We start from the raw sequence: 14129 nt of genomic DNA on the forward strand, positions 1-14129 counted from the left end.
TGGGGTGGGTCAGGACTCCTTGGGTTTGGCGTCGACGCCGGCTTCGCGGCGCTGCTGCTGTGTGATCGGGGCCGGCGCCGAGGTCAGCGGGTCGAATCCGCCGCCGGTCTTCGGGAAGGCGATCACGTCGCGGATGGACTCCGAGCCGGTCAGCAGCGCGGTGATCCGATCCCAGCCGAACGCGATGCCGCCGTGCGGCGGCGGACCGAAGGCAAAGGCGTCCAGCAGGAAGCCGAACTTCTCCTGCGCCTCATCCTCGCCGAGGCCCATGATCTCGAAGACCCGCTTCTGCACGTCCCGACTGTGAATACGGATCGAGCCTCCGCCGATTTCGTTGCCGTTGCAGACAATGTCGTACGCGTACGCCAGCGCGCTGCCGGGGTCCTTGTCGAACGAATCGATCCATTCCGGCTTGGGTGAGGTGAAAGCGTGGTGGACGGCGGTCCATTTGCCGCCGCCAACGGCCACGTCACCGGCCGACACCGCGGCCTCGGCGGACTCGAAAAGCGGCGCGTCGACGACCCACACGAAGGACCAGACGCTCTCGTCGATCAGGCCGAGGCGGTGGCCGATCTCCACCCGGGCCGCGCCGAGCAGCGCGCGGGCGCTGGAGATGTCGCCAGCGGCAAAGAAAACCGCGTCGCCTACCGAGGCGCCAGTGGCCGCGGCCAGGCCGTCCCGCTCGGTTTCGGAGAGGTTCTTCGCGACCGGACCGCCGAGCGTGCCGTCCGCCAGGAACGTCACGTACGCGAGGCCGCGGGCGCCGCGCTGCTTCGCCCAGTCCTGCCAGGCGTCGAACTGCCGGCGCGGCAGCGAGGCGCCGCCGGCCATCACCACGGAACCCACATACGGCGCCTGGAAAACCCGGAACGGGGTCTGCGCGAAATACGAAGTCAGCTCGGTGAGCTCCAGCCCGAACCGCAGGTCCGGCTTGTCGCTGCCGTACTTGCTCATCGCGTCCGCATACGTCATTCGCGGCACTGGCAACGAAATCTCGTGTCCGATGAGCTTCCAGAGCGAGACCAGGATCTGTTCCGCGACCGCGATGACGTCGTCCTGCTCCACAAAGGACATCTCGACGTCGAGCTGGGTGAACTCCGGCTGCCGGTCGGCCCGGAAGTCCTCGTCCCGGTAGCAGCGGGCGATCTGGTAATACCGCTCCATGCCGCCGACCATCAGCAGCTGCTTGAAAAGCTGTGGCGACTGCGGCAACGCATACCAGGAACCGGGTCGCAGCCGGGCCGGGACCAGGAAGTCGCGGGCGCCTTCGGGCGTGGAACGGGTCAGCGTGGGCGTCTCGATCTCGATGAAACCGTTGTCATGCAAGACATTGCGGGCCGCCCGGCTGACCTCGCTGCGCAGCCGGATGGCCTTGCCAGGACCGGACCGGCGCAGGTCCAGATAGCGGTATTTGAGCCGTACGTCCTCACCGACCTCGATGTGGTCGTCGATCTGGAACGGCAGCGCGGCCGCCTCGGACAGCACTTCCAGCTGCTCGACAATGACCTCGACGGCACCCGTCGCGATGCCGTCGTTGGCGTTGCCGTCCGGGCGCTGGGAGACCGTCCCGACGACCTTGATGCAGTATTCGTTGCGGAGGTTGCGGGCGACGTCCTCGTCGCGTACGACGACCTGGGCGACCCCGGAAGCGTCCCGCAGGTCGAGGAAGGCCACCCCACCGTGGTCGCGGCGGCGGGCCACCCAGCCGGCGAGGGTCACGGTCTGGCCGGCGTGCGACAGGCGCAACGTGCCGGCTTCATGCGTACGAATCACGAGAAACTCCTGGAATATGGCTTGGCCGATGAACGAGCGAAGATCACCGACCGGTATCTCGCCTACGCACGACTCCCCCTGGGCACAAGCTGTGGACCGGTCCCATCGTACGGACCGGCCCACAGCCGCCACGAACAGGTTTGCCGCTACTTGATCGGCGGCTGCCGCACGGCCTTCCAGGTGAGGCCGTCAGCGGAGACCATCGTCGCCGGGACCGCGCCCTTGGCCGCGTCGCCGTTCGTACGGAAGACATAGCCACCGTTCGGGAGCGCGGTGACCGGCCCGCCCGTTGGCAGTTGCGCGCCGACCCCGGTGGTGCTCGGGTCAGCCGGCAAGGTAGCTATCTTGCTGAAGGTGCGCCCGCCGTCGGTCGACCGGAGCATCTGCCACTGGGCCGACTGCCCGTTGACGACCGAGCCGGCACCGACCAGGCTGCCGTCCGCGAGGACGACCAGGTTCTGCATCTCGGAGACGCCACTACCAATCGGGGTACGCGCTCCCCAGGTCTTGCCGCCATCGTGGCTGACCCGCAGCCCAATCGGGACCTGCTGATTGCTGTTAGCGCGCGGGCTGTCCGGCGCGCCTAGCAGGTACGCGGTCTGCCCGTCGCGGGTGGCGAATTCCTGGTAGCCGTTCGTCATCCCGTCGTCCACCGAGGCGTTCGTCCAGCTCGCTCCGCTGTCGTGGCTGACCTGCATATCGGTGACGCCCTGCGAACGGCTGCCGATCACCCACAGCGAGCCGTCAGCGGCCCGTTTGACGTTGTACGGCTGGGTTGTCGGCTGGGTCGTGAGTGGGTGGTCCACGTCGGTGTTCGGGTCGACCGCGTCCAGGCTCGGGAGCTTGGCGCCCGCGACGTACCGGATCCGCATCGGCCAGTTCTTCGGCACAGTTCGCACCGGGCTCCCTACGGCCAGGACCTGGTCGCCGTACGGGGCGTTGTCGACTGGCGCCACCTTGCCGCCCTGCCCGGCGGGGGTCCAGGTCGTCCCGCCATCGTGGGTGATCATCGAGCCGATAACCACAGTGTCCGCGGCCAGCACCACGACCTGAGCGGGCTGGGGCTGTATCGCCCCATCGCTCAGCGGCCGCGGCTGCGTCCACGCGCCGTTCTGCAGCGGGTCGGGCAGCAGCCGGCTCGCCCAAGTCTTGCCACCATCGATGCTGCGGGCCAACGCGTACTGCTTCGGCTTGAGCTCGACAACGGAGTAAATGTGGGTGGCGCTCGCGGGCTTGAGCGACTGGATCTTCAGCGCACCGGTCAACGGCACTGCGTCTGTCTTGTACGTCCCGGCCGCCGGAGCGACCGGCCGTGGCTTCGACTGGCCGCCATGCAGGCCGTACGAGCCGACCACCACGGCGGCGGTGACCGCCGCGAGACCGGCCACCATGCCGACCCGATTGCGGGCCTTCCGACGGCCGGCGGCCGCCCGCAGGTGCTGCACCGATGGCAGCTGCGCGCTCAGAACCTGGTGACGAATATCTGCGATCTGTTCTTCTGAAACCTCGGTCGGGCTCATTTCTCACTCCCGGTGGAAACGGTCTTCTTGGCGGGGCGGGTGACCGGATCGTCGTCACTGAGCAGCTGGGCCAGCGCCTGCCGGGCCCGCATCAGCCGGGACTTGATCGTCCCGCTGGGCGTCTTCAGAACGCTGGAGATCTCCTCGACCGTCATGTCGGCGAAGTAGTGCAACGCGATCGCCTCGCGTTGACCGTCCGGCAGCTGCTGGATGGCCGTCAGCACGGCGACCCGGTCCGGCGCCAGACCGGGAACCGTCTCGTCCGGTGGCCGAACCTGCCTGAGCAACACCCCGAGCCGGCGATGCCGCCGATAGCGGCCGCGCGCGACATTCAGGGTGACCGTACGCATCCACGCCACCGGATTGTCGGCGTTGACCACCCGGGACGGGTGCTGGAAGGCCCTGATGAAAGCCTCCTGCACGGCGTCCTGGGCGTCGCCGAGGTTCCCGGTCAGTGCGTACGCGGCGAGAACCAGCTGATGCCCGGTGTCCCGGTACAGCTGCTCCACAACCGCGGTAGGGCTGGTCGGAACCTGCTGGTCCGTCCGCATCCGTACCCCCATGTCACCAGTGACTCAATCCTGTCATCTCACCGATGCACGCCAGGGCCGAAGCGGTTCCATCCAATTTTTTCACTGACCAACCAACCAAGATCACGACCCACGATCACACGGTGATCGGGGGCAGGCGTACGGGCGCCCAGTCCTGGCCGTTCGCCGCGAAGCGGGCGGTGATCTTGCTGGTGAGAACGAACCCACCGGTCACCGAGCGGGTCAGCTCGGCGCTGCCCGGCACGCTGGTCACCTTGGTGGCGAACGTACGCCCGCCGTCGCCGCTCAGGTAGAGGTCGCTGGCCGCCGCTTCGTCGGCGAGCGCGATCAGGGTCCGGTTGTCGGCGAGCAGCTGCAGGCCCGCGAGCAGGAAGCCGACCGAGCCGGTGTAGGTCCAGTGCTGGCCATGGTCACGCGTGACGTAGACCTTCGAACCGTCCGCCGGATCATCGGTCGCGGCCACCGCCAGGTAGCCGACCGTGCCGTCGATCGTGGTCAGCCCACCGCCGCGTTGCGGCACGTCCGGGCGAGGCACGAAGTCGCGCCAGCTCTGGCCGCGGTCCCGGCTCACCCAGGCCGTGGTGGGGTTGCCGGCCGGCTTCGCGCCGAACGGGCCGAAACCCCACAGCGAGCCGTCGGTGGCCACCAGCGCCTGATAAAGCCCGTCCTGTTGGACGGTCTGGTGCCGCGCATCGAAGACATGCTCTACACCGGTCTTCGGGTCGAGCATGGTCACCCCGGCCGACCCAGGCCCGGCGAACCAACCGGCCGGCAGCCGATCGATGGAGGGACCGGTGTCCAGTCGCGGCGAATTCCAGGTGCGGCCGCTGTCATGGGTGATCACCTCGGTCCCGCCGCCCTGTTCGCCGACCCGTACGACCGCCGCCGTGAGGACCGTCATCCGCAGGTCATGCTGGGCCTCCAACGGAATCCGGTAGCCCCGCCACCGCTGGCCGCCGTCACCGGTCACCGCGAGCGCCCAGGTCGACCGATCGCCGGCCGAGACCGCCAGCGCGTACGTGATCGCGGTGCTGACCGGCGCGACCTGGACCATCTCGAACTGCTTGTTGAGAGTGACCGGGGCGGCGGTGACTCGATCGTCCGAGGAGGACGGCGGGGTCGTCGCCGAGCGCGGCATCACGAACAAGCCGGACAGGCCGGCCACCAGCACCACCGCCAGCGCGACCGCGCCGAGCTGCCAGCGCTGTCGGCGTCGGCGCCGACGACCCAGCTCGCGGATCGCCGGAACGCCGGGCAACCGGCCTCGCTCGATCACGTCGGCGCGGGTCTCGCCGAACCCGTCGTACAAGTCGAGTCTGGTCATCGGCCGATCCCCTTCGCGGCCCCCGCCACCGCCGGCACCGGCAGCTCGACCGGTTCGGCGAGGTGCGGCTCCAGATCGATGCCGTGCTCGCGCAGCGTCTTCGCCAGCGCCCGGCGGCCGCGATGCAGCCGCGACTTGACCACGTTCACCGAGACCTTCAGCGTCTGCGCGACATCCTCGAGGGACAGGTCGGCGAGGTAGAACAGCGTGATGACCTCTCGTTGCGGGCGCGGCAGGCCCCGGACCACCTGGGTGAGGAACAGCCGATCCGGCTCCGCCGCCGGCACCTCGACCGGCGCCGGCGGCAGCCGTCGGAGCAGCACATTCAGTCGCTGGCGGCGGCGGAAGCGGCTGCGGGCGATGTTCAGCGTGACGATCCGCATCCAGGCCACCGGGTTGTCGGCCCGGGCCACCGCGGACGGGCGGGCGAAGGCTCGTACGAACGCTTCCTGGACGGCGTCCTCGGCCTCGGCCAGGTCACCGGTCAGCGCGTACGCGGCCACCAGGAGCTGCCGGGACGACTCCCGATAGAGCCGCTCCACCACTGCCTCGGCGGCCGACGACGGCCGGTCCGGCCCGGCAGCACCGTGTTCACCCACGCATGAACCCCCGTCCGGTCCCGGACCTGCCATCCGCATCAATGACTCCCACGACCCCGGCCCAGGTTACGCACCGGACCGAAAAATCTTTTGCGGTGCGGCGGTGATGAGGGAATCGAAACCGGGCTGGCGGACGTGGTCGCTCAGGGCCGTCCGGACATCGGTGAACTCAAGGTCGTTCATCGCGTGGACTCCTTGGTGGTCGAAGAAGAAGCGTCGATCGGGGTCAGGTCGGCCAGCAGGGTGGCCAGCGCGGCTCGGCGGCGGGACAGCCGGGCCTTGACCGTGCCGGTAGGTACGCCCAGCGTCCTTGCCACCTCATCGACCGAAAGGTCGGCGAGGTGGTAGAGCGCGATCGCCTCGGCCTGACTCCGCGGCAACCGGCGGATCGCGGCCAGCACCGCCAACCGGTCCGGCGTGACACCCGGGATGTTCTGCGCAGGCGGCGGCTCCCGGCGTAACAGCACGTCCAGGCGGTGCCGGCGACGGAACCGGCTGCGCGCGATGTTCAGCGCCACCTTGCGCAGCCACGCCTCCGGACTGTCCGCCGCGAGCACCGGACCCGGCCGGGCCAGCGCTCGTACGAACGCCTCCTGCACCGCGTCCTGGGCCTCGGCGGCATCGCCAGTGAGCGCGTACGCGGACAGCACCAGACGCTGTACGCCCCGCGGTAGAGCGGCTCGAGGCTCGCCTCGGCCGCCGGTCGCGCCGCCGGACGGGCCGACACCTCCGGTATTTCCGCTGCCACCATCGCTCCTCCATGTCCCCGCCTCCGAACTGACGCCACTAGACGCACGCGAGGACCGCATCGGTTGCATCGACTTTTCTTCGACCCATAGACCCCACCGCCCCGACTGGCGATTCGCCAGTCGGGGCGGTGGGGTGCGGGTCAGTTCAGGTCCCAGCTGACTCCGGACGGGTAGGTCATCGATTGGTACGTCTCGCCGTCCGATGACACCGGGTCGTAGATTTCCGTCCAGTTATTGGGAGGTCTGCCCCGGAAGCCCTCGGCGAAATACACTCCCGTTACCCTTTTCTCGATCAGTGAGAACACCTCGGTGGCCGGGCTTCGCGCGACAAATGTGTGGCCTTGGTCTTTACTCACCACCAAAGGTCCACCGATCTCATAGGTGCGGTCGACCCCCATCAAGTCACCGTTGGCCAGCAGGTGGAACGAAACCAGGGACGGCGCGGCGGTAGTCCACGAGCGCCAGTTGATCCCGCCATCGTCCGTACGGTAAATGGCCGCGGGCTTGCCAGCCGCACTGTCGGTGCCGAAAATCGCATACCCGATGCGCCCGTCAACGCTCGTGGATGACACCCAGGAGGAGCCCTTCCGGTCCGGCGGGGCGAAGGTGGACCAGGTCCGGCCGCGGTCGTGACTGACCGCGACCCCAGTGCCCTGGTAGCCCGGAACAGTCCACAGCGAGCCGTCCGTCGCCTGGGTCACCCCTTCGCTTTCTCCATCCCCATGATCCGCGGGTTGATTCGCGAGAAAATGTGCCTGTCCGGTAGTCGGATCAAGAGCAGCCAGGGCGTGTGGGTCTTTTGGTTTGATCTGGTGCGAAAAGGAGTCCGCTGGCAGCACGATCCAGCCAACTGGAGCGGCCTGCACCGAGCCGTCAAGCTTCTGCGGCTGCCAGGTTTCGCCACCGTCGTGGCTGATGAATCCGTTTGCTACCAAGGTGTTCTCGTCCAGCGGGAGAATCGGGCTGCCCTGGTTCACCGCGCCGCTCGCCGTGGCGTCTGGCACCGAATGGGCGTGCCACGTTCGGCCGCCGTCGGACGTACGAGCGAGCACCAATGGGCCGCGGGCGCAGCTGCCCGTGCGCAGGGCGAGATAGCTGACCTGACTGCTCACTGGGCGCTCCGCGCAGAGCTTGTTGGCACCCAGAAGGTCATCACCGCGAGCAGGACCGACTTCGCGCGGCGCAAAGAGCGGGGCGGCAACGACTGCCGTCACCGCGACCACGACCACCACCCCAGCGACCATCGCCGCCCGGTCGCGGTGCCGGCGGCGGTCGCCAGCCGAGATGACCGTGCTGAAATCAGGAGTCTTGATGCGCTCGCGTACAGCCGTACGGCCGGTTTCGAAATCTTCGCTGTTCACGACCGCTCCTCGTCTTTTTCGTTCTGCTCAGTCAGAATCGCGTTCAGTGCGACCCAGGCCCGGGACAGCCGGGCCTTGATCGTGCCGACCGGGGCGCCGAGCGTACGGGCGATCTCGTCGATCGGCAGGTCCGCCAGATAGTGCAGCGCGATCGCCTCGGCCTGCGGCGCCGGCAGGTTCCGGATCGCCGCCATGGTGGCGAGCCACTCCGGGCCGGCGCCTGGGATTGCCTCCGGCCGCGGCGGGATCCGCCGCATCAGCACGTCTCGCCGGTGCCGGCGGCGAAACCTGGTCCGCGCGATGTTCAGTGACACCGTCCGCAACCAGGCCTCCGAGCTGTCCGCGGCCAGCACTTTGTACGGTCGGGCCACCGCTCGTACGAACGCCTCCTGCACCGCGTCCTGCCGCCACACCCCATGGGGCATGACGGCCGTACGTGTGCGAAGGGCTACTTCTGGCCCGGCACCTGCGGCGCCTTCGACCAGTGTTCGCCGTCGTCGGAAATCGACTGCTTCCCTGGCTCACCGCTGTTGGAAGAGCCGATGTACGACCCGACCGCAGTGGTCTTCAGGCTGGAGAACCCGGCGGTGCCAGCGATCTGCTGGAACGTCTTTCCGCCATCCCGGCTCAGCAAGAACCCGGGCGCCGCGGACGTCGCAGGCTTTCCAGGCGAGGTGACGTGGCGCGGTGCGGCGAGTAGAGCGCCGTCCGGCAACACCGCGATCAGGTCCACCGGCGGCGTCCCCAGCTGGGTCTTCTGCCACGTCTTCCAACCGTCATGTGACACCAGCACACTCGGGGGAATGCTGGCCAGCAGACCAGACAGTGTCGCGTACGCCGTTCCGTCGGTGCCGGACATCGGAACGCCAGCGCACCCGTCCGCCTTGTCGATGGACAGGGTCGTCCAGGTGGCACCATGATCCACGCTACTGCTGAGGATGCACTTCGACTCCGCGGAGTGGCTGAACCAGAGGCGCCCGCTGGCATCCACCGCACCCTCGGCGTCACCCCACGTCGTCGACGGCTGCTTCGCGAACGGATGCCAGCCGCCCTCGACCGGATCGATGGCGTACATGCCGCAAGTCGCGGGGATCCCCGCCTTGTTGTTGTCTACACAGAAGGCGCGTACGGGCCAGCCGGTGGGCGCTGACGGCACGGGCGCGGCGATCACCGCCGTGTAGAAATTCCCTTCGCCATGGTTCATCATGACGCCGTTGACGGCTGTTCCGGCGGTCTTCGTCCAGGTCTGCCCGGCATCGCGGCTGAGATAGTTGCCGATCTGGACCACCGTCCGGCTGATGACCTGCGGATACACCACATTCAGCGTCGAACCGGTCTGAATGAGCTGATCGCCCGTGGTGACACCGATTCCCGGCGGCAGCCGCCAGGCCTTCCAGGTGTGGCCGCCGTCGACCGTACGCGCCATGGACGGCGCCTTCCCCTCGCTCAGCGTCACGGCAAGCGCCTCGCGGGTGTCCAGCTCGCCGTACCAGGAAAGAGTCACCGGTGCTCCGGTCAACAAGACCTCGGCGCCAGCAACCGGACCGGCGACCGCACCCGCGAGCGGATCGGCGCTCTGGACACCGGCCAGTCGACCTTGGGCCAGCGGCACTACAGCGGCGGCCAGCGCCACTACCGCGACCGCCGCGGCCACTGCGCCGACCCGCCGACGATTGCGCCGACGCTTGCCGTCGCCCTGGATCTGGGCGAATTCCGGGATGACCACCTGGTCGGCGAGTTCTTCTTTCGTACCTTCGAAATCAAGCATTGTCATCGTCGTCCCCAAGATCGTCACCGAGCAGTCCGGCGAGTTTGGTACGGCCGCGCTTCAGCCAGGACTTCACGGTCCCGACCGGCGCACCGAGAATCTCGGCCACCTGGGTCACCTCAAGATCGGCGAGGTGGTGCAGGGCGATTGCCTCCCGCTCACGGACCGACAGTTGCCGCATCGCGTGCAGGAGGGCGATCCGGTCCGCCGACATGCCCGGCAGGGTTTCCGGAAGCGGCGGCTTGCGGCGCATCAGCATGTCGAGATGCTGCCGCCGACGGAATCGGCTGCGGGCCACGTTCAGCGCCACCGTCCGCAGCCAGGCCTCCGGGTTCTCGGCCCGCAACACCTTCTGTGGCGCGGCGACGGCCCGTACGAAGGCCTCCTGGACAGCGTCCTGCGCTTCGGCCAGATTCCCCGTCAACCCGTATGCGGCGACCACCATTCGGCGGGCGCAGCCGCGATAAAGCTCCTCGATCGCGGCCACGTCCGTCAGGCCGGCGGCGCCACCGCCGTCCCTTAATATGTCAGGTTTCACTACTGCCATAGCAGCATCCACCCGGTCCTCCCCACGCTGGCTTGCCATGTCATTTGGCATGTCAGAGGAAGGACCCACAGGACGTGAGCCCGGATGCACCACTCGCCGAATCTAGCGATCTGGCGGCGTTTTGTCCGTTCTAGGGTCGGACGATGCGGGGGCGCAGGTCTTCGGCAGGAGGAGCCCAGTCGGCGGCGGTCGCGTCGACCTGGTCGCCGGAGCGGATGTCCTTGACCTGGTCGGCGCCGCCGTCCCGGCCCGGGAACCACACGTACGGGATGCCGCGCCGCTCGGCGTAACGGATCTGCTTGCCGAACTTCGCCGCGGTCGGCGAGATCTCGACGGCGATCCCGCGGCCACGCAGCGCGGCCGCGATCCGTCGGCCAGCCGGCCGGTCGTCCTCGGACGGCAACGCGACCAGCACGCAGGTCGGCACCGACCGGGTCGCGGTCAGCAGCTCGCGGCCGAGCAGCCGGGCCAGGATCCGGGACACCCCGATCGACAGGCCGTTTCCTGGGTACGTCGTTTTGCCGTCGGTCGCGAGTGAGTCGTACCGGCCGCCGGAGCAGACGCTGCCGAGCTCCTCGTGGCCTTCCATCACGGTTTCGTAGACCGTGCCGGTGTAGTAGTCCAGGCCGCGGGCGATTTTCAGGTCAGCGATCAGGAAACCCGGCGCGTACTCGATGCCGGCGGCCACCACCGCGGCCAGCTCCTGGAGCCCGGTTTCCAGTAGCTCACCGGAAACCCCGAGTGCCCTTACGCGGTCCACAAAGGACAGATCGGTCGTACGGATCTCCGCCAACGACAAGCACAAGTCGGCCTGCTTGTCGGACAACGACATTTCCTCGACAAGCAGCTTTCGTACGAGCGCGGGCCCGATCTTGTCCAGCTTGTCGATCCGCTGCAACACCCCGAGAGTGTCCTGGACACCAACCCCGCGATAGAAGCCCTCAGCGAGTTTTCGGTTGTTGACGCTCATCTTCAGAGGTGGCAACGGCAGCGTGGAGACCGCGTCCGCGATCACCAGCGGCAGCTCGATATCCACGTGCGCGGGCAGCGTGTCCCGGTCGATCACGTCGATGTCGGCCTGCAGGAACTCCCGATAGCGACCCTCCTGCGGCCGCTCACCCCGCCACGCCTTCTGGATCTGGTAGCGACGGAACGGGAACTCCAGCTTGCCGGCGTTTTCCAGCACATACCGGGAAAACGGCACGGTCATATCGAAGTGCAGCGCCAGCGTCTTGGCCGGGTCCAGGTCTTCGTTGCCTTCGGCGTGCAGCCGCCGTACGACATAAACCTCTTTGTCGATCTCACCTTTGCGTTGCATGGTTTCCAGCGGCTCGACCGAGCGAGTCTCGACGGAGGAGAAGCCGTGCAGCTCGAACGTACGACGGAGGGTGTCGACGACCTGCTGCTCGACGATGCGCTGCGCCGGCAGCCATTCGGGGAAGCCGGACAGTGGTCGGGGTGAGGTGGGCATAACGGTGCTCCTGAACGTGGTTTGCGGGCGGTGGCTGCGTGGTTTGCGGCGCTCAGCCGCCGATATGCCCCTCGACCAGCCCCACCAGGAACGGGTTGGACGCCCGCTCCCGCCCGATCGTGGTGGCCGGGCCATGGCCGGGCAGCACGACGGTCTCGTCAGCCAGCGGCAGGATCCGCTCGGCCAGACTGCGCTGCATCGCGTCGTGGTCGCCGCCGGACAGGTCCGTACGCCCGATGGAACCGGCGAACAGCACGTCACCTGCGAAGCACAACTCCGGTCCGTCCGGCTGGGGCAGCCGGAACAACACCGAGCCCTCGGTGTGGCCAGGCGCGTGGTCGACGGTCAGGGTGAGACCGGCGAAGGTCAGCGAGTCGCCGTCCGCGAACGTACGAGCGTCGCTGGGCTCGGCCCATTTCGCGGACTGTCCGAACTGCTGCTCCAGCATCCGCACCAGGTCCGGCCCGAGGTCGCCGAGCGGGTCACGCAGCCGGTATTCGTCGTCGGTGTGGATGAGCGCCGGAATCCCGCTGGCGTCGCAAACCGGGGTCACCGACCAGGTGTGGTCTCCGTGGCCGTGTGTCAGCAGCACCGCCTGCGGCTCCAGCCGGTGCTTCGCGAGCACCTGGCCGAGCTGCTCGACCACCCCGATGCCGGGGTCGACGACCAGGCACGGACCACCCGCCTCGGGTGCGACGACATAGCAGTTCGTCGCGAACGCGGCAGCGGGAAAGGACACAACCAGCACCTCATGAGCCTACCGGGTGAGCCAACTCGTAGACTCGCCGCGGATAGCGATCATCTCCCGACGAGCACCGACCGCGGCTGTTGGCCCGACCCGGCCAGCCAAGACACCGCAGGATAAGGAGCCACGAGTGCCCGGCAAATCCGGCCGCGACCGCCAGCGCGCCCTCGCCCGTGCCAAGCTCGAACGCCAGATGGCCCGGCGCGCCGCCGCGGCCCGCAAGCGTCGACAGATGCAGGCAGGCATCGGCGCCATCATCGCGGTGGTGATCGTGATCGCCGGCGGCTGGTTCCTGATCAGCAAGTTCGGCGGCGGCAACAAGACCAACGCCAACGCCGCCGCCACCCCATCTGCCAGCGTGTCCGCCTCCCCGGCGCCCGGGTCCTGTGTGTACGCGAAGGACACCAACCCGCCACCCAAGGGCGCCCGCAGCGTCGGCGTACCGACCACCACGAACGTGCCACACACCGGCACCCAGACGGTGACCATGACGACCAACCAGGGCGTCATCGAGTTCACCCTGGAAACCGCGAAGGCACCGTGCACGGTGCACAGTTTCACCTTCCTGGCCGGCAAGAAATATTACGACGGCACGCCCTGCCACCGGCTGCTGGTCACCGGCTCGTTCGCGCTGCAGTGCGGCGACCCGAGCGGCACCGGCACCGGCACGCCCGGCTACGAGTTCGGCACCGAGAATCTGCCCACCGGCGCCAATCCGCCCTATCCGGCGGGCACCGTCGCGATGGCCAAGGGCTCTGACCCGAACAGCAACGGCAGCCAGTTCTTCATCGTCAACAAGGACAGCAGCTTCGACGGCCCGAACTACTCCGTCTTCGGACACGTCACCAAGGGTCTGGACGTCGTCAACAAGATCGCCGCTGGCGGGGTGAAGCTCGGCCCGAACGCAGCGGCCGGCTCCGAGCCGGACGCCCCCAAGATCAACGTACAAATCACGTCGATCACGGTGACTCCCCCGGCCTCCTAAAGCCGACGACCGCGGGGGTGACGTTTGCGAACGTCGCCCTCGCGGTTTCTTTTGTCCACAGGCGAGTTGGTCCGGAAGTTATCCACAGATCCGAGGTCGGCGGGCGTACGAGCCGGCGCTGGCGGCGAGGATGGATCCCGTCCCCGCCGGGCCGGTGACGGGAAGGCACCCGGCCCGGCGAGGCGCCCGTTTTCCGCCTCACCCCAGGAGAAATCCATGCGATCACTGTTCTCGCTGTTTTTCCTCGCGTTCCTTGGAATAGCCGCCCTGCCGACACCGGCGAGCGCCGATCCCATCACCGTTGACGGATACGCGATCACCTATCTCCCGCAACAGATTTCCGCCACTCCAACGGCATTCGCGTACGACTGGGGAGACGTCGACTTTCACAGCCAGGTCTGGGAATCCGGCAACGACCAACAGGGCTGGCAAGTCGATCTCAGCATCGCCATTCTGCGCGGCCCGCGACTTTCCAGCGCCGCCAACGTCAATTCCTTCTGGCGGGAATACACCAAGGGCGACGACCAGCCCTGGCGTCCCATTCCCATTCGCGTACACGGTAAACCGGGCTTTCGCAGCGGTGACCGGATCGTCTGGCTCGACCAACCCGGCATCGCCCCCACCGTCAACCTCGACCTGACCCGCTTCGGCGCCGGCGAACTCCTGCCCACCGCCCGAGGCCTGCGCCAACTCCCCGACTAACGTTGCTTCTCCGATCCTTGCGGTTTTGTGGGAT

The 14129-nt window shown here is 67.9% G+C and carries 14 protein-coding genes; 2 read left to right on the forward strand and 12 right to left on the reverse strand.

The features are described from left to right. Nucleotides 1–9 precede the first annotated feature (9 nt). The 12 genes from aspS to ABD301_RS06515 all read right to left on the reverse strand — a co-directional run bounded on the left by aspS (nucleotide 10) and on the right by ABD301_RS06515 (nucleotide 12411). On the reverse strand, nucleotides 10–1773 hold the full coding sequence (aspS, locus tag ABD301_RS06460) for an aspartate--tRNA ligase (RefSeq protein ID WP_344308065.1): 1764 nt from the start codon (nucleotides 1771–1773) through the stop codon (nucleotides 10–12). Between the two features lie 146 nt (nucleotides 1774–1919). Beyond that, a complete protein-coding gene (locus ABD301_RS06465; RefSeq protein ID WP_344308067.1) occupies nucleotides 1920–3293 on the reverse strand; it encodes a sialidase family protein in 1374 nt (457 codons plus the stop codon). Continuing rightward, nucleotides 3290–3844, reverse strand: coding sequence for a sigma-70 family RNA polymerase sigma factor (locus tag ABD301_RS06470; RefSeq protein ID WP_163572449.1), 555 nt, complete (start codon nucleotides 3842–3844; stop codon nucleotides 3290–3292). Before ABD301_RS06470 ends, ABD301_RS06465 begins: the two co-directional genes overlap by 4 nt. Before the next feature lie 115 nt (nucleotides 3845–3959). Then, nucleotides 3960–5168, reverse strand: a complete 1209-nt coding sequence (locus ABD301_RS06475) for a sialidase family protein (RefSeq protein WP_344308070.1) — start codon at nucleotides 5166–5168, stop codon at nucleotides 3960–3962. Further along, nucleotides 5165–5767 (reverse strand): RNA polymerase sigma factor, encoded by a 603-nt coding sequence (locus ABD301_RS06480; RefSeq protein ID WP_163572445.1) that lies wholly within the window; start codon nucleotides 5765–5767, stop codon nucleotides 5165–5167. The genes ABD301_RS06475 and ABD301_RS06480 overlap by 4 nt, the downstream gene beginning before the upstream one ends. 179 nt (nucleotides 5768–5946) lie before the next feature. After that, the gene (locus tag ABD301_RS06485) at nucleotides 5947–6417 is read right to left on the reverse strand and encodes a sigma-70 family RNA polymerase sigma factor (RefSeq protein WP_163572444.1); all 471 of its coding nucleotides are present in this window, start codon (nucleotides 6415–6417) and stop codon (nucleotides 5947–5949) included. Nucleotides 6418–6656: 239 nt separating this feature from the next. Next, a complete protein-coding gene (locus ABD301_RS06490) occupies nucleotides 6657–7877 on the reverse strand; it encodes a sialidase family protein (RefSeq protein ID WP_344308072.1) in 1221 nt (406 codons plus the stop codon). Continuing rightward, the gene (locus tag ABD301_RS06495) at nucleotides 7874–8302 is read right to left on the reverse strand and encodes a sigma factor-like helix-turn-helix DNA-binding protein (protein WP_344308074.1); all 429 of its coding nucleotides are present in this window, start codon (nucleotides 8300–8302) and stop codon (nucleotides 7874–7876) included. The genes ABD301_RS06490 and ABD301_RS06495 overlap by 4 nt, the downstream gene beginning before the upstream one ends. A 23-nt stretch (nucleotides 8303–8325) precedes the next feature. Then, nucleotides 8326–9651: a sialidase family protein gene (locus tag ABD301_RS06500; RefSeq protein WP_344308076.1), complete on the reverse strand. Its 1326-nt coding sequence runs from the start codon at nucleotides 9649–9651 to the stop codon at nucleotides 8326–8328. Continuing rightward, nucleotides 9638–10192 (reverse strand): SigE family RNA polymerase sigma factor, encoded by a 555-nt coding sequence (locus ABD301_RS06505; protein ID WP_344308078.1) that lies wholly within the window; start codon nucleotides 10190–10192, stop codon nucleotides 9638–9640. Before ABD301_RS06505 ends, ABD301_RS06500 begins: the two co-directional genes overlap by 14 nt. A gap of 130 nt (nucleotides 10193–10322) precedes the next feature. Then, the gene (gene hisS / locus ABD301_RS06510) at nucleotides 10323–11663 is read right to left on the reverse strand and encodes a histidine--tRNA ligase (RefSeq protein WP_344308080.1); all 1341 of its coding nucleotides are present in this window, start codon (nucleotides 11661–11663) and stop codon (nucleotides 10323–10325) included. 52 nt (nucleotides 11664–11715) lie between these two features. Further along, nucleotides 11716–12411, reverse strand: coding sequence for an MBL fold metallo-hydrolase (locus ABD301_RS06515; RefSeq protein ID WP_344308082.1), 696 nt, complete (start codon nucleotides 12409–12411; stop codon nucleotides 11716–11718). Between the two features lie 16 nt (nucleotides 12412–12427). Here ABD301_RS06515 and ABD301_RS06520 point away from each other — a divergent pair, with 16 nt between their 5' ends. Further along, nucleotides 12428–13393: a peptidylprolyl isomerase gene (locus ABD301_RS06520; protein WP_344308084.1), complete on the forward strand. Its 966-nt coding sequence runs from the start codon at nucleotides 12428–12430 to the stop codon at nucleotides 13391–13393. Nucleotides 13394–13609: 216 nt separating this feature from the next. After that, the gene (locus ABD301_RS06525) at nucleotides 13610–14095 is read left to right on the forward strand and encodes a hypothetical protein (protein WP_163572433.1); all 486 of its coding nucleotides are present in this window, start codon (nucleotides 13610–13612) and stop codon (nucleotides 14093–14095) included. Nucleotides 14096–14129: the final 34 nt, after the last annotated feature.

The organism is Fodinicola feengrottensis, assembly GCF_039530045.1.
GTDB classification, from domain to species: Bacteria; Actinomycetota; Actinomycetes; order Mycobacteriales; family HKI-0501; genus Fodinicola; species Fodinicola feengrottensis.